At 60.6% G+C, this 18,411-nt stretch carries 16 protein-coding genes, 1 tRNA gene and 1 riboswitch; of the genes, 3 read left to right on the top strand and 14 right to left on the bottom strand.

From position 1 onward, the window contains the following. Positions 1-116: 116 nt before the first annotated feature. The 11 genes from JFU11_RS03475 to JFU11_RS03425 form a co-directional block, all read right to left on the bottom strand. A tRNA-Gly gene (locus JFU11_RS03475) sits at positions 117-190 on the bottom strand. Positions 191-371: 181 nt separating this feature from the next. Further along, positions 372-1,256, bottom strand: coding sequence for an alpha/beta hydrolase (locus JFU11_RS03470; RefSeq protein ID WP_123721968.1), 885 nt, complete (start codon positions 1,254-1,256; stop codon positions 372-374). Between the two features lie 315 nt (positions 1,257-1,571). After that, positions 1,572-2,264: a pseudouridine synthase gene (locus JFU11_RS03465; RefSeq protein ID WP_123721967.1), complete on the bottom strand. Its 693-nt coding sequence runs from the start codon at positions 2,262-2,264 to the stop codon at positions 1,572-1,574. A gap of 45 nt (positions 2,265-2,309) precedes the next feature. Continuing rightward, positions 2,310-2,528: a cysteine-rich CWC family protein gene (locus JFU11_RS03460; RefSeq protein ID WP_123721966.1), complete on the bottom strand. Its 219-nt coding sequence runs from the start codon at positions 2,526-2,528 to the stop codon at positions 2,310-2,312. Between the two features lie 91 nt (positions 2,529-2,619). Beyond that, positions 2,620-4,398 carry an allophanate hydrolase gene (gene atzF / locus JFU11_RS03455; RefSeq protein WP_201059789.1) on the bottom strand — a complete coding sequence of 593 codons (1,779 nt, stop codon included), beginning with the start codon at positions 4,396-4,398 and terminating at the stop codon, positions 2,620-2,622. Between the two features lie 15 nt (positions 4,399-4,413). Beyond that, positions 4,414-8,055, bottom strand: coding sequence for an urea carboxylase (uca, locus tag JFU11_RS03450; RefSeq protein ID WP_201059787.1), 3,642 nt, complete (start codon positions 8,053-8,055; stop codon positions 4,414-4,416). 303 nt (positions 8,056-8,358) lie between these two features. Next, positions 8,359-9,012 (bottom strand): urea amidolyase associated protein UAAP2, encoded by a 654-nt coding sequence (locus JFU11_RS03445; RefSeq protein WP_048394033.1) that lies wholly within the window; start codon positions 9,010-9,012, stop codon positions 8,359-8,361. 11 nt (positions 9,013-9,023) lie between these two features. After that, on the bottom strand, positions 9,024-9,749 hold the full coding sequence (locus JFU11_RS03440) for an urea amidolyase associated protein UAAP1 (RefSeq protein ID WP_123721962.1): 726 nt from the start codon (positions 9,747-9,749) through the stop codon (positions 9,024-9,026). Between the two features lie 12 nt (positions 9,750-9,761). Next, positions 9,762-10,550 (bottom strand): ABC transporter ATP-binding protein, encoded by a 789-nt coding sequence (locus JFU11_RS03435; protein WP_201059786.1) that lies wholly within the window; start codon positions 10,548-10,550, stop codon positions 9,762-9,764. A 19-nt stretch (positions 10,551-10,569) separates the two neighbouring features. Continuing rightward, a complete protein-coding gene (locus tag JFU11_RS03430) occupies positions 10,570-11,385 on the bottom strand; it encodes an ABC transporter permease (RefSeq protein ID WP_123721960.1) in 816 nt (271 codons plus the stop codon). Positions 11,386-11,402: 17 nt separating this feature from the next. Next, positions 11,403-12,470 carry a putative urea ABC transporter substrate-binding protein gene (locus JFU11_RS03425; protein WP_201059785.1) on the bottom strand — a complete coding sequence of 356 codons (1,068 nt, stop codon included), beginning with the start codon at positions 12,468-12,470 and terminating at the stop codon, positions 11,403-11,405. A 62-nt stretch (positions 12,471-12,532) separates the two neighbouring features. Continuing rightward, positions 12,533-12,633, bottom strand: a riboswitch (guanidine-I (ykkC/yxkD leader). Between the two features lie 293 nt (positions 12,634-12,926). On the opposite strand from JFU11_RS03425, the gene JFU11_RS27995 reads away from it, so the two are divergent. Further along, positions 12,927-13,160, top strand: a complete 234-nt coding sequence (locus JFU11_RS27995; protein WP_123721958.1) for a hypothetical protein — start codon at positions 12,927-12,929, stop codon at positions 13,158-13,160. A gap of 209 nt (positions 13,161-13,369) precedes the next feature. Then, positions 13,370-13,849, top strand: a complete 480-nt coding sequence (locus JFU11_RS03415; RefSeq protein WP_201059783.1) for a hypothetical protein — start codon at positions 13,370-13,372, stop codon at positions 13,847-13,849. Between the two features lie 53 nt (positions 13,850-13,902). Here the strand turns inward: JFU11_RS03415 and JFU11_RS03410 are convergent, their stop codons facing one another. Continuing rightward, positions 13,903-15,015, bottom strand: a complete 1,113-nt coding sequence (locus JFU11_RS03410; protein ID WP_123721956.1) for an enoyl-CoA hydratase/isomerase family protein — start codon at positions 15,013-15,015, stop codon at positions 13,903-13,905. Positions 15,016-15,147: 132 nt separating this feature from the next. On the opposite strand from JFU11_RS03410, the gene ung reads away from it, so the two are divergent. Further along, positions 15,148-15,840, top strand: a complete 693-nt coding sequence (gene ung, locus JFU11_RS03405; RefSeq protein WP_008074486.1) for a uracil-DNA glycosylase — start codon at positions 15,148-15,150, stop codon at positions 15,838-15,840. A gap of 23 nt (positions 15,841-15,863) precedes the next feature. On the opposite strand, the gene JFU11_RS03400 is transcribed toward ung, so the two are convergent. Both JFU11_RS03400 and JFU11_RS03395 read right to left on the bottom strand, forming a co-directional pair. Next, complete coding sequence (locus JFU11_RS03400; protein ID WP_123721955.1) at positions 15,864-16,904, bottom strand: AbrB family transcriptional regulator; 1,041 nt, start codon at positions 16,902-16,904, stop codon at positions 15,864-15,866. Then, positions 16,897-18,411, bottom strand: a complete 1,515-nt coding sequence (locus JFU11_RS03395; protein WP_123721954.1) for a tripartite tricarboxylate transporter permease — start codon at positions 18,409-18,411, stop codon at positions 16,897-16,899. Before JFU11_RS03395 ends, JFU11_RS03400 begins: the two co-directional genes overlap by 8 nt.

The raw sequence follows: 18,411 nt of genomic DNA, 5'->3' as shown, positions 1-18,411 counted from the left end.
GGATGTCTCAGAGCCCGTTTCCACCAAACCCCAGACACAAAAAAACCGGCCATCAAGGCCGGTTTTTTCTGTTCCTGCATCTCCCGTCAAAAAACGACGTAAGACAGAAATCTGATTGGAGCGGGTGAAGGGAATCGAACCCTCGTTATCAGCTTGGGAAGCTGGAGTAATGCCATTATACGACACCCGCTCAGAGCGGCTGACTTTGTACCAGATGTGGGCGTGAAAATGAAGTTTTTCTTTGCGCGCGATGGCTTTAGCACGGGTGAAACGAAAGCATCGACCGCGTAGCGGTCATTCGCGGGCAAGCCTCGCTCCTACAGGAATGCGTTTAACGCTGCAGGGCTGAGCTTGCTCGCGATGACTCTGTTTCAGATTGCCAACGCATGGTGGTCCTGGACGTAGTGGTAACGCGGCCGGCTTTCGTGTTGCGCCGGTTTCAGGAAACCCAGCAGTGCGTTGCGGCTGTCTCGGCAGGCAGCTTTGTGCTCCATGTCGAGAAAGTGGCCGGTGGCCTGAAGGGTGCTGAAGGTGCTGTGCTGCACGTGGCCGGCGAATAGCTTGGCATCGTCGGCAGCAGTGTACTCGTCCCATTCGCCGTTCATGAACAGCACCGGTACGTTGATTTTCTTCGCCGCGTTCAGGTAGCACTGACGGTCGCTGTTGAGCACGTCGCTGATGTGAAAATGCATCTGCCCGTATTCATGTTCGGCCAACGAACTGACGTGACGGTAGTTGAAGCGCTTGAACAGCGAGGGCAGGTGTTTGCCGATGGTGCTGTTCACCAAGTCACCGACCCGGTTCCCGTCACGGCTGCCGAGATAATCGACACCGCGCTCAAGGTAGTCAAGCATGTGCTCGTTGACCACCGGCGAGAACGAGCTGATCACGGCCTTTTCGATGCGCCGTGGCCGTTGGGCGAGGGCGACCAGAGTGGCTGCGCCACCAAAGGAAAACGACAGCACGTGTTCGGCGGCGAAGTGTTCGATCAACTCAAGGAGGATCTGCCCTTCGATTTCCTTGGTGAGCATTTTCTCATGCAGGTTGTGGGCTTTTGACTTGCCCGCGTAGGGCTGGTCGTAGCACACCACATTGAACTGCGGATAAAGGTTTTTCACGGTTTGGGCAAACGACGCAGTCGTGGACATCGAGCCGTTGACCAGAATGATGGTCTTTTCTGCGGCGTCTGCGCGATAGAACTCCGTGTAAACCCGATACTGCCCTTGTATATCCAGCACAGCGATTTCTGGCCTCATGTCATAAGACTCCTGGCAAGCGGGTATGCGCGCAAATCAGATTGCACGAGCTTTGTGACAGGTAGGCATACGCCTGGAATTTTGGAGGCCCATGTCGATCCATTGAAAGCCGGTCGACGGGTATTGTTATAAGCGGGCAGTTTGCCGGGGGAAGGCGGAACCTGAGGGTTCTCTGCCGGCAAAAAGTTTCTTAGAGTAGTTTTGGTGACTCGCCGGTCACATTTCGCGCCGACGTCCTGATTCAAGCAGGGGTCACGTCATCGCGCAAGTATCTTTCGTAAAATTTTCAGCGGCTTCTGCTGAGCGGTCGCCTGCTTAGATCATTCGGATCTCATCGCTGCTCAACGACCGGTATTCGCCGGGCTTCAACATGTCGTCGAGCACCAGCGGACCCATGCATTCGCGGTGCAGGCGCAACACCTTGTTGTCGAAGTGGCCGAACATCCGTTTGACCTGATGATAGCGGCCCTCGACGATGCTCAAGCGCGCAGATTTTGGCCCGAGTACGACCAGTTCGGCCGGTTGTGTGGTGAGGTCTTCGAAGGCGAAATACAGCCCTTTGGCGAAGGTGATCGCGTATTCGGCAGTGATGTCCTGCTCCGTCTCGACGTAGTAGACCTTTGGCAGTTTGGTCTGCGGTTGGGTCAGGCGTCGCGACCAGCTGCCATCGTTGGTGATCAGCATCAGGCCGGTGGTGTTGAAGTCCAGGCGACCGGCGATGTGCAGGTCCTCCTTGTCCGGTTCATCGATCAGGTCGAGTACGGTCGGGTGTTGCGGGTCGCGAGTGGCACTGACGCAGCCGGGTGGTTTGTGCAGCATGAAGTAGCGGGCCGGCTTGCCAACTTGCAGCACCTCGTCGTCGACTTCCACGCGGCTGAACTCGAGTACCTCGGCGTGAGGGTCGCTGACGACTTCTCCGTCGACCCTGACGCGCTTTTCCACCAGCAACAGGCGTACCTGCTTACGGTTGAAGCGGGGCAGGTTGCTGAGGAAGCGGTCAACGCGCATGGCTAGGGTTCGGTGGGAGGATTCGGTGGGAGAGCACCGCGCATCTTACGTGATCGGCCAAGCGACTGCTTGCAACTGCATCTCGACCTGGGCGCAGGCCGGGCACAGGCAGGACTTGTCGCGCAGCTCGGCGGGCAATGCCTGGAGCACCGCCGGATCGATGCTGACGCCGTAGCACCAGCAGGCACGATCGACGGTTCGCGGGTCAGCCAGGCTGCAGTCGTTGGAGGCGCCGCAAGCCGGGCAGAGGTCAGGTTTATTCATGAGGAGCATTCGATTACGGCCGGTTTGTCTGGCCCAAGACCGCGCATGATCGGCCGGCAAGCACTCCTGCGCAAGCCGGTGACCCTGGAAATCAACGCCGATCTTGCAGATACGCCCGCCACCCGCCCAAATGACTGATGTCCACCGCCCCCTCCAGCCCATAGGGCTCACAGATAAACCCGCTCTCCCAACGGCCATCCGCCAGTTGTACCTTGCCCAACCCTAGCGGTGCCGGAATAGCGGTCAGGAACGAACCAAACTCACTGCTTGGCAACTCCCATACTTCCACCGCAATCGCCGCGCCACCTTCGTTCACTCGGACCATGCCAGGGCGATAAGGCGGGCCACCGGCCAGGGCATACAGCTGATAGTCGGGGGAACTGTGAGTGGCTTCGAGCAAACGGGCTCCACGCTGCTTGAGTTGCCAGTTCAGCGCCAGCCCATCCAGGTGTGCGCCGCAGACCACCAGCCGTGCGCGATCATTGCGCGCACTATTCGTCGGCGCAGGCGCGGCCAACCCTTGCTGACGTTGCAAGGCATCCGCCACGCTCAACAGATACTGATCGGTAAACGCCCGGCCGAACAACGTCACGCCCCATGGCAAACCATTGCCCATGAATCCGCTGGGCACGGCGACGGCGGCGTAATCGAGCAGGTTCATGAAGTTGGTGTAGTAGCCCAGTTCCGAGTTGCGCAGCACCGGTTCGGCCGCAAGCTCCGCCAGTGTCACCGGGCGGCCGATGGTTGGCGTGACCACGCAATCAAGGCCTTCCAGGGCTTTGTCGCACAGCGCTTTCAAAGCCTGCAGACGGTATTGGGCGCGGAAGGTTTGCACGCCAGTCACCGCTGGAGCCTTGGCCAATACGGCGCGAATCACCGGCAGCACGGCTTGAGGATGTTGCTCCATCAACTCGCCGGCCACGCTGTAACGCTCCGCCACCCACGGCCCTTCGTAGAGCAACCGCGCTGCTTCGAGAAACGGCGACAAATCCAGTTCGACCGCTTCGCCGCCCATGGCTTTGAGCTGGTCGATGGCGTCGCCGAACAGCAACGGGCCTTCAGGACAGCCGAAGAACGCCAGATCCTGCGCACGGGGTACGCCGAAACGGAATGGACGCGGTGTGCCGAAGGCCGAACCGTCATTCCACAGCGGATTACTGCGGCTGTATTCGTCCTGTGGATCGAGATGAGCGGTGAGCGCGAGCAACTGACTGGCTTCCCGGGCCGTGGCCGTGAAGGTCGTGACGCAATCGAGCGTTCGACAGGCCGGAACCACACCCGCAGTGGAGATCAGCCCTTTGCTGGCTTTCAAACCGACCAGATTATTCAATGCCGCCGGCACGCGACCCGAGCCTGCCGTGTCCGTGCCCAGGGAAAAGCTCGCCACGCCGAGCGCCACCGCCAGTGAAGACCCGGCGCTGGAACCGCCCGACGGATACGCCGGCAACACGCTGTTCGGGCAAGCGCCATACGGCGAGCGGCTGCCATTGAGGCCAGTGGCGAACTGGTCGAGGTTGGTCTTGCCCAACGGAATCGCACCCAGCGCCAGCAGTTGCTCGACGATGGTTGCCGAGCGTTCCGGCACATAAGCAAACGCCGGACACGCCGCCGTGGTGGGAATGCCCGCCAGGTCGATGTTGTCCTTGATCGCGAACGGCACGCCGTACAGCGGCAGGCTGCCAGGGTCACGATCGTCGAGTGCGGCGAGGTACGGTTCCAGTTCCAGGGCGCTGAGCAAATGGATGAACAGGTGATAGTCCGGGTTCAGTGCCGCGGCTTTTTCACGCAGGCTCAGCAGCAGTTGCCGAGGCGTAGTGCTGCCGTCACGGTAAGCGTTGCGCAGGGCGTCGAGTTGCAGATTGATGTTCATGGCGTTAATCCTTTTTTAATGGCTTGAATCGAGTTCCAGCACCACCACACGTTGCCCGGCACGCACCGCCGAACCCGGTTGCACACGAATCTCGCGCACCACGCCCGCCATGGGCGCGAGCAGCGGGATTTCCATCTTCATCGACTCCAGAATCACCAGCACATCCCCCGCCGCGACCCGGCTGCCAGCCTGCACCTGAACCTGCCAGAGGTTGCCGGCGATGTGGCTGTCGATGCTCTGCTGGCCGTCGGCTAACGGCGCATCCTCGGTAATTTCCGGGGCCAGCTCTTCGCTGTCGAAATGTGCCTGGCCGCTGGCGATCCAGCGTTCGCGCTCGGCATTGAATGCGCTTTTTTGTTGATCCCGAAATGCCGCGATGCTCTGGGCTTCTTTCGCCAAAAACGCCTGGTAATCCGCCAGATTCAGCTGACTGTGTTCGATGTTCAGATCAAAGCGCCCAAGCGGGAAATCCCGACGAATGCGCAGCAGTTCATCGGCGCTCACCGGGTAGAACCGGATCTGGTCGAAGAAGCGCAGCAGCCACGGCTTGCCGTCGAACGCGGCGACTTCGCGGTAGCGATTCCACATCTGCAGCGTGCGTCCGACGAACTGATAACCACCGGGGCCTTCCATGCCGTACACGCACATGTAGGCGCCGCCAATGCCTACCGAGTTTTCCGCGGTCCAGGTGCGGGCCGGGTTGTACTTGGTGGTCACCAGGCGATGCCGAGGGTCGAGCGGGGTGGCGACCGGTGCGCCGAGGTAGACGTCGCCCAGGCCCATCACCAAATAGCTGGCGTCGAACACTGTGCGCTGCACTTCGTCGAGGTTCGGCAGATCGTTGATGCGGCGGATGAACTCCAGATTGCTCGGGCACCAGGGCGCGTCTTTACGCACGGTGGTCATGTATTTTTCGATCGCCAACTGGCAGGCCGGGTCATCCCAGGACAGTGGCAGATGGACGATGCGCGAGGGCACTTGCAGGTCCTTGGCGGCGCACACGGCGTCCCATTCACCGGCGACAATGCCCAGCAGATCGGCCAGCGGCAGTTGCTCCGGTTGGTAATGCACCTGCAGCGAGCGGATGCCCGGCGTCAGGTCGATCACGCCGTGCAGGTGTTTGCTTTCCAATGCCTGCATCAACGCGTGAGCACGAAAGCGCAGGACCAGGTCCAGCTCGGGGGCACCGATTTCCAGTAACAAATGAGTGTCGCCCGACAGACGTGCAACCAGCCGCGTATCCCCCTGACCAATATCCAACACCACAGGCGACGCAACCCTTTGTGGGAGCTGGCTTGCCTGCGATGAAGTTGATGCGGTGTCTGGTCGGGCCTCATCGCAGGCAAGCCAGCTCCCACAGGAATCCCATTTCAAGGCGAGAGTGCGCGCGGTCTTGAGATCGACCGGGACAAACTGAACCTTGTCCCCAGCCTTGAGCTGCCCGAGCTGCCAAAGGTCCGCCTCGATCACCGTCACCGGGCAGACAAAACCACCGAGGCTCGGGCCATCAGGACCGAGGATTACTGGCATATCACCAGTGAAATCCACCGCGCCAATTGCGTACGGATTGTCATGAATATTCGACGGATGCAGCCCGGCCTCGCCACCATCGGCTCGCACCCATTCTGGCTTGGGCCCGATCAACCGCACGCCGGTTCGGCTGGAATTGAAATGCACTTCCCACTGGGTGGCAAAGAAGGTGCCGATGTAGTTTTCGGTGAAGTATTCCGGTGCGCCATGCGGACCGTAGATCACCCTGATCTGGCGTATGGCAGGCAACTCGATGATCTGTTCTTCAGCCAGTTGCTGACCGCTGCTGCGGTCGATCAAAGAAGGCACATGCAACACGTCACCTGCTCGCAGCGCACGACCGCCATGCCCACCAAACTGACCCAGCGTGAAGGTACTTTTGCTGCCCTGATAGTCCGGCACTTGCACGCCGCCGCGCAGACACAGATAGCTGCGCGCGCCTGCACCGCCAATGGTGCCTAGACTCAAAGTGGCACCGGCAGGAATCAACAGTGCAGTATTCATCGGCACCGCTTCACCATTCAGCATCAACGGAATCACCGCACCCGTCACGGCCACCACCGCCTCACAATTGAAACGCAGCAGCGGCCCGCTCATGGTGATTTCCAGCGCCGCTGCACCTTGATCGTTACCCAGCAAGCGATTGCCCAGACGCAGTGCCCGGCTGTCCATCGGCCCCGACGGCGGCACGCCCACCGCCCAGTAACCGAGGCGTCCCGGATAGTCCTGAACGCTGGTCTGCGTGCCGGCGCTGAGCACTTCAAAGGTGTTGGCTTGATACACCAGACCTTCCAGGCAACGCGTCCACGGCTGGCCGCTGGCAAAGGGCGTATCGAGCAGAATCTGCCGCAAGTAATCGCGGTTGGTTTCCACCCCGTACAGCAGGCTGTCACCCAGAGCCTGATGCAGATCGACGCGCGCTGCTTCGCGAGTCGGTGCCCAGCTGATGACCTTGGCGATCATCGGATCGAAGTACGGCGGGATCTCGCAACCGGCCTCGACCCAAGTGTCGATGCGCAGGTGTTGGCCATCGGTAACCGGGAAATTGACGGCAGTGAGCAGACCGGGGCTCGGCTGGAAATCCCGACCCGGATCTTCGGCATAGAGTCGTGCCTGAATCGCATGACCGTTGGCTTTCAATCCCTGGCTCAACTCGCGCAGCGGCGGCAAATCACCGGCCGCCAGTTCCACCATCCAGCGCACCAGATCGACGCCCCACACTTGTTCGGTGACGCCGTGCTCCACCTGCAAACGGGTATTCACCTCAAGAAAATAGAAACGCTGGGCATCGCTGTCGAAGACGAACTCAACAGTGCCCGCGCTGCGGTAATTCACCGCTTTGGCCAGTTTGATTGCCGCTGCACAGAGTTCCTCGGCCATGCCCTCGGGCAGGTTCGGTGCCGGGGTTTCTTCGAGGACTTTCTGGTTGCGTCGCTGCACTGAGCAGTCGCGCACGCCGAGGGCAAGCACCTCGCCCTGGCCGTCGCCGAAGACCTGCACTTCCAGATGCCGGGCGCGCTGGATGTACTTCTCGATGAACACGCCGGCGTCGCTGAAATTGTTCTGACCGAGGCGTTTGACGGCTTCGAATGATTCGCTCAATTCGTTGGTGCTGCGACACACGCGCATACCGATGCCGCCCCCGCCGGCGGTGCTTTTGAGCATCACCGGGTAACCGACCTGTTCGCCTGCTATCAACGCTGCATCGAGGCTATCGAGCAGCTCGGTACCTTCGAGCATTGGCACGCCGTGTTGCTTGGCCAGTGCGCGGGCGGTGTGCTTGAGGCCGAACACCCGCAATTGCTCCGGTGTGGGGCCGATGAAGGCGATGTCGGCCGCTTCGCAGGCTTGGGCGAATGCAGCATTTTCCGAGAGAAAGCCGTAGCCGGGATGGATCGCGGTGGCGCCGGTGGCTTTTGCGATGGCGAGGATTTTATCGACCGCCAGATAAGTGCCAGCGGCAGCGCCTTCACCGAGGCTGTGGGACTCAAAGGCTTGCAGGATGTGCAGGCTGGCGGCATCGGCTTCGGAGTAAACGGCAACGCCCTTGACCTGCAATTCATCCAGGGTACGCAAGATGCGACAGGCAATGGCGCCGCGGTTGGCAATGAGGACTTTTTCGAACATGGCATAACCCCCGGAGGCGATAACGCATCAGCCTCGACCTGGGATGCGGGCCGTCCCGCAGTTTTTCGATAGGCACCGAGGTCGTCCCCGGTGGCAGAATTATTAAGCTTGAAACCACCGCTGACCCTGTGGGAGCGGGCTTGCCCGCGATGGGGCCAGCACATTCAACAATGATGTCGACTGACACACCGCTATCGCGGGCAAGCCCGCTCCCACAGGTTTGGTGGTGTTTTTACTTTTTTAGGCACTGGCCGGAACGGGCCTGGCAGAGGGCAAACAACCACCGCCGCAAACGCGAAAATTTCAGTTCCATACCAGCAGCTCCGCAGGAGTCGGGTTGTAGGCGTTGCAGGGGTTGTTCAGTTGCGGGCAGTTGGAGATCAGCACGATCACGTCCATCTCGGCCCGCAGGTCGACGTATTTGCCCGGCGCCGAAATCCCGTCTTCGAAGGTCAGGCCACCGTCGGCCGTCACCGGCACGTTCATGAAGAAGTTGATGTTCGGCCCGATGTCTCCCTTGCCCAGCCGACCATCGTGGGCACAGGCGCGCAGGTAGTTGTCGCGGCAGCTGTGCATGTAGCGTTTCTCCAGCGCATAACGCACGGTGTTGCTCTCTTGGGCGCAGGCACCGCCGAGGGTGTCGTGACGCCCGCAAGTGTCGGCGACGATGGTCAGCATCGGTTTGCCGAGGTTGGAATAGAGCACGCTGCCGGTGCTCAGGTAGACGCTGTTCTGCCGACGCAACGTGCGCTGTACGTCATAGCGCTCCTTGGGATTGGCGAGGCTGTAGAACAAAGTGTCGACGGCCTGATTGCCTTCCAGGTCGAGGATGCGCAAGGTCTGGCCGGCCTTGACCTCCATCAGCCAGGGTTCGCCGGCGGGGATGGTGGCGCGGTACACCGCGGTTTCTGGCTGCCTGTTTGTAGTAACGGCAGCGGTGGTGATAGCGAGTGACATGGCAGCGATCCTCAGGCGAACAGACGGTCGGTGTTGATGAAGCCGCGCTCGTTTTCCGGGCGCGAGGTGCGGCAGTGTTCGGCGACACTCGCATCGGCGTTCATCCAGCTGAGCTTCAGCGGTTTGGGTGCGTACTCAGGCGCGGGATCCATCGGATGTTGCAGCGCGGTGAGCACCACCAAGGTGTCCATCGGCGCGTACAACTCGATGTAATCACCGGCCCTGGAATTGCCTTCGACGAAGTGGAAACGCCCGGCCTCATCGACGTTCACGCGGCTGAACAGGTTGAGGGTCATCAACAGGTCGGACAGGCCCAAACCCCACTTGCCCAGTTCCACCAACAGGTTGTCGGTGCCATTGCGGAAGAAACCATTGCGCAGTTCCTGATAGCGACCCGCGCCGTACTTCTGCGCGACCTCTTCAGCGCACAGCACGCCGCCGAGGCTGTCGCTCCAGCCGCACGTGTCGGCAGTGATTGCCGCCAATACGCGGCCCATGTCCGAGTACAGGCAATGGCCAGTGGTGAGCTTGGCGGTGTGTTGGCATTTGAGGCTGTCGGGCAGGTTCAGGCGTTCGGTTTTTTCATGCGCATTGAGCAGCGTCAGGCTGACGTTGGCACCGCCGCGCAGGTCGGTCAGGCGCAGCAATTGGCCGCGTTTCAGAACGAAAGAACGATGGCCGCCGCCGGGGAGCATTTCTTCGGCGAAGGGCGGAAATAGTTGGGTCGAATCAGTCATGTGTAAATTCCTCTAAGCGATGCGAAGCGAACCTGCCAGCTGAGCCGGCAGGGCGTCGACGGCGGCGCGATTGGCACGGCGGTCGCTGTTCAAAGGGATGTCGTAGGTAATGCGTGCGCCATAGGCGCCGGGGGCGTGCGGGTCGATGCGGACCTTGTCGAACACTAGCAAACGGGTGCCGAGGCTGAAACCTTCGGAGAGGTCATGGGTGACCATGAACACCGTTAGCTGCGTCTCGCGCCACAGTTCCAGCAGCAAGCCGTGCATGTCTTTGCGGATGCCCGGATCGAGCGCACCGAACGGTTCGTCGAGCAGCAGCACTCTCGGCTTCATGATCAGCGCTTGGGCAATCGCCAGCCGTTGTTGCATACCGCCGGAGAGCTGCGCGGGGTACTTGTCCAGCGAGTGACCGAGGCCGACTTTATGCAGCAACACCGAAGCCTGCTCACGCGCCTCTCGTTTGGCGCTGCCGAACAACCGTCCCAGCAGGGGCGAGCGCGGCAGTTCGAGGCCGAGGGCAACGTTGTCTAGCACGCTCAGGTGCGGGAACACCGAGTAGCGTTGGAATACCACGCCACGGCTGGCATCCGGTTCGCTGGCCAGGGCCAGGCCGTCCAACAGGATCTCGCCGCGACTGGCCCGTTCCTGGCCCAGCAGTAGCCGCAGGAAAGTCGATTTGCCGCAACCTGACGCACCCACCAAGGTGCAGAATTCGCCCTCGTTGACGTTCAGGTTCAGACCTTCGAGCACGACCTGATCGGCGTATTGCTGCCAGACGTTTTTCACTTTGATGAAGCTCATGCGCGGGCCCCTTCATAACTCATTTGGAGGCACCTTGGTGCCAAGGGAACGCCCGTTGGGTCAGGCGTTTCAGGCCCCAATCCATCAGCCAGGCAAGCAGGGTGATCCAGACCACGTAGGGCAGGATCACATCCATTGCCAGGTAGCGGCGCACCAGGAAGATCCGGTAGCCGAGACCATCGGTGGAGGCGATGGCTTCGGCTGCGATCAGGAACAACCACGCCGACCCCAGCATCAGTCGCAGCGAGATCAACAGACGCGGCAACAATTGCGGCAGCACCACGCGCAGCATCAAGGTCCAGGTCGAAGCGCCAAGCGTCTGCGCCTTGATCAGCAACTCGACGGGAATTTCCCGGGCGCGCTGCTCCAGGTCCCGGGCCAGGCACGGGGTGATACCGATCACGATCAGCATCACTTTCGACAATTCCCCCAGCCCGAACACGATGAACAGAATCGGCAGGATCGCCAACGGCGGCACCATCGACAGCACGGTGAGTACCGGCGACAACGGTGCGCCGAACAGCGGCAGGGTCCCGGCGGCGATGCCCAGGCACAGCCCGGCCAATGCACTGATGCCGAGGCCGATGGCCAGCCGTCGCAGGCTGGCGGCGCTGTCTTGCCAGAGCAGGTATTCACCGGTGCGGGTGTCGGCGGTGAAGGCCAGGCGTTTCACTGCGTCAGTCATCTGCACGGCACTGGGCAGCAGTTTGTCGTTGGGGTTGTCCATCAGCCGATCGGCCGAGCCCATGAAGTAGGCAAACAACACCAGGGCGAACGGCAGGATCACCAACAGCAGGCGACTCGGGCGATCCGGGTGGCGATTGATCAGGCGCATGGCCTAGTCCTCCGTTGTTACAACGTGGAGTCGGCAGCCATCTGCACGTAGCTCGGGTCGAAGCGCAGCTTGAGGTTGGTCTTGTCGCCGCTGGTCACGCCATTGGCGAAGGCCATGCCGATAGCGCTGGTGTCCTTGGCGCCTTCACCGAGCAAGCCGTGCTGGAATGAGAACTCGGCGACCTTGCGCATGGTCTCGGGCAGTTGCTTGCTGGTGGCGAATTCCAACGCTTCTTTCGGTGAGGCAAACAATTTGGTGGTGTCGAGTTGCGCCTGGAAACCGGCCAGGTCGGTGCCCGAGGCTTTGGCCATATGTTCGAGGGCGGCTTTGCTGGCGGCATTTTTCGCGTTCATCAACTCCACCACCTCAAACCAGGCGCCGGTCAGGGCTTTGCCCAGGGCCGGGTTGTCTTTGAGGGTGGCGCTGTTGACCACCATCATGTCCATGATTTCGCCGGGAACCTGGCTGGAGTTGAAGACTTCGGTCACACCGGGTTTGGCCTTGATGTCCGAAAGCATCGGGTTCCAGGTGGTGACGGCGTTGACCTGATCGGTGTTGAAGGCGGCCGAGATATCGGCGTCGGAGGTGTTGACCACTTTCAGGTCTTTCTCGGTGAGGTCCACCGAATCGAGTGCCCGGGCCAATAGGTAGTGGGACACCGAGAGTTCCACCAGATTGACGTCCATGCCCTTGAGGTCGGCGACTTTCTTGCCTTCGCCTTTGAGCACGATGCCGTCGTTGCCATTGGAGAAGTCGCTGACTATCAGCGCCGTGCTGTCGACGCCACCGGCAGCCGGAATGGTCAGCGCATCCATGTTGGTCATGGTGCAGCCGTCGAACTGGCCGGCGGTGTATTGGTTGATGGATTCGACGTAATCGTTGAGCTGCACCACATCGATTTTGATGCCGTACTTTTTCGCCCATTTGTCGACGATGCCTTGGCTGCCGGCATACTCCCAGGGCATCCAGCCGGCATAAATAGTCCAGCAGACGCTGAAATGGTCTTTCTGTGCGGCCTGGGACGAGACGCTCACGAGGGCTGCAAAAGCAGCGGCGAGCAGGGCGGGTAAACGAAGTCGGGACATGGGATGGTTCTCCAGTTGATCAAGGGCGGACAGGAAGGCAGCGGCACCGCGAACGGTGGCTTGTCTCCCGGGCTTTTGTCCCGCCGTGTAACCTCAACTGGAGGTCGCCAACTCTCGGACCAGCCACTCGCCTGAGCGAGCCGGAACCCTAGTCAGCCATTGCAAATTGTGGTGCCGCGAACCTGTGATGACTCCTGCACGTCTTTGGTTAAGCGAGAGCCGTGCCAAGTCGGCTTGAGCCCTCTGGCTTGGGGCATAGAGGAAAGGGGGGAGATAAACGAGCGGCATGCCCTGCCTTGTCATGGTGCGTTGGCGCATGCCTATGCACCGTAGATGGACGCAGTGGCCGCTGATCTGAAGGCCGAAGCTCTCTGGCACTCGGTACCGGTTTGAAAGTCAAAACAGGTGTCAGCCGGCCTGTGCCGACTGCTGTTGCGGGTCTTCCAGGAGGCCGCCATGCTCTGTCGAAAACAGCTCCGCCGAATACTGCTCTGTGTGTTTTTGGGTCTGGGCTTGTCCGGCTGCTATTACTACGTAGGGGGTGCCGACGTTTATTCGACACCTTATTACTACCCTGGCTATTACTACTCTCCTTACTACTACGGCGGCCCGCGTTTTTATGGGGGCTATCGCTACTATTACTACGGACCCCGTCATTACCACGGTGGCCGCCATCGCGGACACCGTTAACCAACTCACGAAGACAGCGGCGCGTCCGGCTTACGGACGCGCCGCTTCTTTTGGGTAGATGAAAAACCTTTCATCGGCTACTTGTTTCAACGTGTTGCTGGAGCGCACCAGATTCTGAATTCACTGTCTGATCTTTCGACAGTTGTGAACAATTGACTGTCGCCTGCCAGCGTCGCTGGTGTGGCTCACTCGCGGTCCAGGAGGCCGCCATGCTCTGTCAAAAAAAGCTCCACCAAATTCTGCTGATTGCTCTATCGGGATTGTTTCTTGGTGCGTGCGTACCCTATTCCGATGGAGGAGGCAGCTACTACCGCTCCGATGTCTACACGTCCCCTGCGCCGTATTACTCCGGTGGCGGGTCTTATTACTCCGATAGCCGTTACTACTCGGCCCCGCGCAGGTATTACTCACCGCCTGCACGGTATTACCAGCCATCGCCGCGTTATTACCACCAGCCGCGGGTTTATCAATCGGCACCGCGCTATTACCAGCCGGCGCCACGAGCAAACTACCGGGTCTATCAGAATCGTGGATGGGACCGTCATGACCGTCGTGACCGTGGCGGCTGGGATGGCCGTCACGGCGGCGGTCGAGGCGATGACCATCGAGGCCACAATAGGTCGGATAATCGTGGCGGTCGGGGCGATCACCGTGATGGCGATCGGGATGGCCGAGGCAACCACCGGTAAACCACTCAATAAAAAAGCGGCGCATGAAGCGCCGCTTTTTTTGTGCCTGATTTTTAGTATTCCGAGAGATCAGCCAGAGGATGCCGGCCTTCCCAGACCTTATGGAAATGCGCTTCCACTGCCGCCTCCGGCACATTGTTGATGTCCGGCCAGTGCCAGTGAGGTTTCTGGTCTTTGTCGATCAACCGCGCTCGCACGCCTTCGCTGAATTCCGGATGACGGCAGCAGTTGAGGCTCATGGTGTATTCCATCTGAAAGACTTGAGCCAACGATAGATGCCGGGCGCGAACGATCTGTTCCCACACCAGATGGGCGGTCAGGGGCGAGCCTTCAGTCATGGTTTTGGCGGCACGAGCGAGCAGCGGGTCGGAGTGATCGCGCAGCGTACTGATGGCCTTCCAGGCGCATCGAACGTCGCTGACATCCAATAGTTCGTCGATCTGCTCGCGTCGAGGCAGCCACTGCGCTTCGGGCAGCTGCGCGATCGCTTCCTGCTGCAAGGCCTTGAGCAGGCTGTTGAGCTGCATGGCTGTCTGTTCCTGCCAGTTCAATTGCAGCAAGCCTTCGAGCAGCTCATGCTGTTGATCGTCGCGCAGGAAGCGGTCGGCGAGGTCCAGATCGATTGCATCACGACCGTTCATCTGGGCGCCGGTCAGGCCGAGAAACAATCCGAGCTTGCCGGGCAACCGCGACAGAAACCAACTGGCGCCGACGTCCGGGTACAAGCCGATGCCGATCTCTGGCATCGCCAACCGGCTGCTCGGCGTGACAATCCGAATGCTCGCCCCTTGCAGCAGCCCCATGCCCCCCCCCAGCACGTAACCATGACCCCAGCAGATCAGCGGTTTGGGGTAGGTGTGCAGGTTGAAGTCGAGGCGATATTCTGCCGCAAAGAAGTTTGCAGCCAAGGGCGGCACTTCGCCGGGATGGTCGCGACAGGCTTCCACCAGGCTGCGTACTTCACCGCCGGCGCAAAAAGCCTTGGGGCCATTGCCGCGCAGCAGCACGCAAACGATCTGTGGCTCCTTGGCCCAGGCGTCCAGTTGATCGCGCAGGGCGTTGATCATCGGCAAGGAGAGGGCGTTGAGGGACTTTTCGGCATCCAGGCTGGCGATGCCGATGCGTGCGCCGTCGGTGCCGGTGAGTTCTTCGAAGTGCAGATTCATCGTGACCTCGATCGGGAAATTGAGCGTTCAGTATGATCGCTCTATAGGAAAGTGCCGGATCTGCGTCAGATCAATTGACAAGGGAGATAGGGTTTCCTAGGGTTCGCCCCATTGTTTTTGCCGGATGTAACCATGACTGCTGACGACCGTATCAAACTCGAACCGAGCTGGAAGGAGGCACTACGTGCCGAATTCGACCAGCCGTACATGGCAGAGTTGCGCACATTCCTGCAACAGGAGCGCGCGGCGGGCAAAGAGATCTATCCACCCGGACCGATGATTTTCAACGCGCTCAATTCCACGCCGCTGGACAAGGTCAAAGTGGTGATCCTTGGTCAAGACCCTTACCACGGCCCGGGCCAGGCCCATGGGTTGTGCTTCTCGGTGCAGCCGGGCGTGCCGGCACCGCCGTCGCTGGTGAACATCTATAAAGAGTTGAAGCGCGACCTGAACATCGACATTCCCAACCATGGCTACCTGCAGAGTTGGGCAGAGCAGGGCGTGTTGATGCTCAATACCACCATGACCGTGGAACGCGCGAATGCCAACGCTCATGCGGGCAAGGGCTGGCAATATTTTACCGACCGGATTATCGAAGTGGTCAGCGAGCATCAGCCGCACTTGGTGTTCCTGCTGTGGGGCGCGCATGCCCAGAGCAAGCAGAAACTCATCGACGCCACCAAACACTTGGTGCTGACCTCGGTCCACCCGTCGCCGCTGTCCGCTTATCGCGGCTTCCTTGGCTGCGGGCACTTCAGCCGGGCGAACAAGTTTCTGGAACAGAATGGCGAGACGCCGATCGAGTGGCGATTGCCGTCGGTCTGAAGATTGTGGCGAGGGGGCTCATATCAGGGAGAATCCGGCTCCCGGTTCCAATACCGAAACAACGGCTCCGCCAGAAACAATACGAACAACAGCCGCATCACCTGCATCGCCGTCACCAACGGCACCGACAATTGCAGGGTCTCCGCCGTCAGGCTCATTTCGGCAATTCCGCCGGGCATCATGCCCAAAGTCAGCGAACGCAGATCCAGATGGGTCAGCGCACTCAACCCCAATGCCGCCAAAGTTGCGATCAACATGGTCAACACCGTGCCAAGCAGGGTTCGGCCCATGAAGGACGGTGCCCGCCGGAAGAACTGTCGATTGAAGTGACACCCCAACCCGCTGCCAATCAACCACTGGCCAATCTGACTGCCGCCGTTGGGCAGACCGATGTGCAGGTCCCAAGCAATGCTCACCGTAGCAGTCACCAGCAACGGTCCGAACAGCCAGGGATTGGGTTGTCGCAGCCGCTCCCAGATCCAGGCGGCAAGGGCGCCCGCCGGGAACAGAATGGCCAGCCACCACCAGTCGACGGTCGTTGGATGCAAGACCGGCGCACCGTCGCCTAACAGATACTTGAACGCCGCCGGTACACACAGCACCACCACCAACACCCGCAAACTCTGCCCCGCCGCGACCCGGCTGAGCACCGCGCCGTTGCGGGCGCCGAGGTTAACCATCTCCCCGGAGCCGCCGGGCATGCTGGAAAAGAATGCAGTGGCGCGATCTTCCCCGGTGCGCCGCATCAACCAGACCCCGACCACCGCGGACAGGCTGGTGACCAGCGCACCGAAGAAGATCAAACCGAAGTGGCTCAGCACCTGCTCCATCACCACCGGGGTGAAGTGCAGGCCGATGCCGATGCCGACGATCCACTGGCCGCACTTGCGGCCGCCAGGGATTTCCGCCAATTGCCAGGGAGTCAGACAGCGCACCAGGATGATCGCCAGCAACGAGCCGACCATCCACGGCAGTGGCCAGCCGATCTGGCTGGCGAGGTAACCGCCCAGCAGACCGACCAGCGGTGTTCCCCACCAGCTTTTGAAGGGGGGCCGATCAGACATCGGCGAGAGCGCGCCGGGCGACCGAACGTTTGCGCCAGATACGCAGCAGCGGCATTAGCAACATGATTGCAGTCAGTACCCAGCAACCGAATGTGATCGGGCTCGACCAGAGGATTTCCAGCGCACCGTTGGAAATCGACAGCGCGCGACGCAGGTTTTGCTCCATCAGACCACCAAGGATGAAACCCAGCAGTACTGGCGACAGCGGGAAGTCCAGCTTGCGCAGGATGTAGCCGAAAATACCGATGCCGATCATCAGGAACAGGTCGAACGTGGTGGCATGCACCGCGTAGACACCGATCCCGGTGATGATCGCGATCACCGGCACCAGCGCCCAGTTTGGCACGGCGAGGATGCGGGTAAAGATGCGGATCATCGGAATGTTGAGGATCACCAGCATCACGTTGGCGACGAACAACGACGCGATCAGGCCCCAGACGATGTCCGGTTGCTGCTGGAACAACAGCGGGCCCGGGGTGATGTTGTACAGCGACAGTGCGCCGATCATCACCGCCGTGGTACCCGAACCCGGAACGCCGAGGGTCAGCATCGGTACGAGCGCACCGCAGGCGGCGCCACCGATGGCGGTTTCCGGAGCCGCGAGGCCGCGCATGTCGCCTTGTCCGAACGTGCCCTTGGCGCCGGCAATACGTTTCTCGGTCATGTAGGCCACAGCGCTGGCCAACGTCGCACCGGCACCCGGCAACACGCCCATGATGAAGCCCAGCAAACCGCAACGGATGTTCACCACGAACACCGCCGAAGCTTCCTTGAAGTTGAACATCATGCGCCCGGTGGCTTTCACCGCTTCCTGGCCGCGATGGGTTTTTTCCAGCAGCAGGAGGATTTCGCTGATGGAGAACAGGCCCAGTACCAGTACGACGAACTGAATGCCGTCCGTCAGGTGAATGTTATCCCCGGTGAAACGGTATACGCCGCTGTTGGCATCGATCCCGACGCTCGACAGAAACAGACCGATCAGTGCCGCAATGAAGGTCTTGAGCGGCCGGTCGCCGGCCATGCCGCCGAGACAGACAATCGCAAATACCATCAGTACGAAATACTCCGCCGGCCCGAAGGCAATCGCCCATTTCGCCAGCAGCGGGGCGAACAGCACCATGCCGCAAGTCGCGATGAACGCACCGATGAACGAACTCCACGCCGACAGCGACAGCGCTACACCGGCCAGGCCTTTGCGGGCCATCGGGTAACCGTCGAGGGTGGTCATGACGGTGGAGGCTTCACCCGGAATGTTCAGCAGGATCGAGCTGATCCGGCCACCGTATTCGCAACCCAGGTACACCGCCGCCAGCAAGATCAGCGCCGACTCCGGTGGCAGGCCAAGGGCGAACGCGATCGGAATCAGCAACGCCACGCCGTTGATCGGACCCAGCCCCGGCAACAGCCCGACGACGGTGCCGATCAGGGTGCCGCACAACGCGGTCACGAGATTGTATGGGGTCAGCGCGACGCCGAAGCCCTGACCCAAATAGCCAAGAGTATCCAT

This window comes from Pseudomonas sp. TH37, assembly GCF_016650735.1.
Classification (GTDB): domain Bacteria; phylum Pseudomonadota; class Gammaproteobacteria; order Pseudomonadales; family Pseudomonadaceae; genus Aquipseudomonas; species Aquipseudomonas farris.
Note: the sequence above shows the minus strand (reverse complement) of the source record. Positions and strands in the feature narration are given on the sequence as shown.

What these genes read in the sequence shown, in the direction of transcription:
- uca (WP_201059787.1), bottom strand. Translation starts at nt 8,055, where the DNA reads ATGTTCGAAAAAGTCCTCATTGCCAACCGCGGCGCCATTGCCTGTCGC.
- JFU11_RS03415 (WP_201059783.1), top strand. Translation starts at nt 13,370, where the DNA reads ATGCTCTGTCAAAAAAAGCTCCACCAAATTCTGCTGATTGCTCTATCG.
- JFU11_RS03440 (WP_123721962.1), bottom strand. Translation starts at nt 9,749, where the DNA reads ATGACTGATTCGACCCAACTATTTCCGCCCTTCGCCGAAGAAATGCTC.
- JFU11_RS03400 (WP_123721955.1), bottom strand. Translation starts at nt 16,904, where the DNA reads ATGTCTGATCGGCCCCCCTTCAAAAGCTGGTGGGGAACACCGCTGGTC.
- JFU11_RS03430 (WP_123721960.1), bottom strand. Translation starts at nt 11,385, where the DNA reads ATGCGCCTGATCAATCGCCACCCGGATCGCCCGAGTCGCCTGCTGTTG.
- JFU11_RS27995 (WP_123721958.1), top strand. Translation starts at nt 12,927, where the DNA reads ATGCTCTGTCGAAAACAGCTCCGCCGAATACTGCTCTGTGTGTTTTTG.
- JFU11_RS03460 (WP_123721966.1), bottom strand. Translation starts at nt 2,528, where the DNA reads ATGAATAAACCTGACCTCTGCCCGGCTTGCGGCGCCTCCAACGACTGC.
- JFU11_RS03435 (WP_201059786.1), bottom strand. Translation starts at nt 10,550, where the DNA reads ATGAGCTTCATCAAAGTGAAAAACGTCTGGCAGCAATACGCCGATCAG.
- JFU11_RS03470 (WP_123721968.1), bottom strand. Translation starts at nt 1,256, where the DNA reads ATGAGGCCAGAAATCGCTGTGCTGGATATACAAGGGCAGTATCGGGTT.
- JFU11_RS03465 (WP_123721967.1), bottom strand. Translation starts at nt 2,264, where the DNA reads ATGCGCGTTGACCGCTTCCTCAGCAACCTGCCCCGCTTCAACCGTAAG.
- JFU11_RS03395 (WP_123721954.1), bottom strand. Translation starts at nt 18,411, where the DNA reads ATGGATACTCTTGGCTATTTGGGTCAGGGCTTCGGCGTCGCGCTGACC.
- atzF (WP_201059789.1), bottom strand. Translation starts at nt 4,398, where the DNA reads ATGAACATCAATCTGCAACTCGACGCCCTGCGCAACGCTTACCGTGAC.
- ung (WP_008074486.1), top strand. Translation starts at nt 15,148, where the DNA reads ATGACTGCTGACGACCGTATCAAACTCGAACCGAGCTGGAAGGAGGCA.
- JFU11_RS03445 (WP_048394033.1), bottom strand. Translation starts at nt 9,012, where the DNA reads ATGTCACTCGCTATCACCACCGCTGCCGTTACTACAAACAGGCAGCCA.
- JFU11_RS03425 (WP_201059785.1), bottom strand. Translation starts at nt 12,470, where the DNA reads ATGTCCCGACTTCGTTTACCCGCCCTGCTCGCCGCTGCTTTTGCAGCC.
- JFU11_RS03410 (WP_123721956.1), bottom strand. Translation starts at nt 15,015, where the DNA reads ATGAATCTGCACTTCGAAGAACTCACCGGCACCGACGGCGCACGCATC.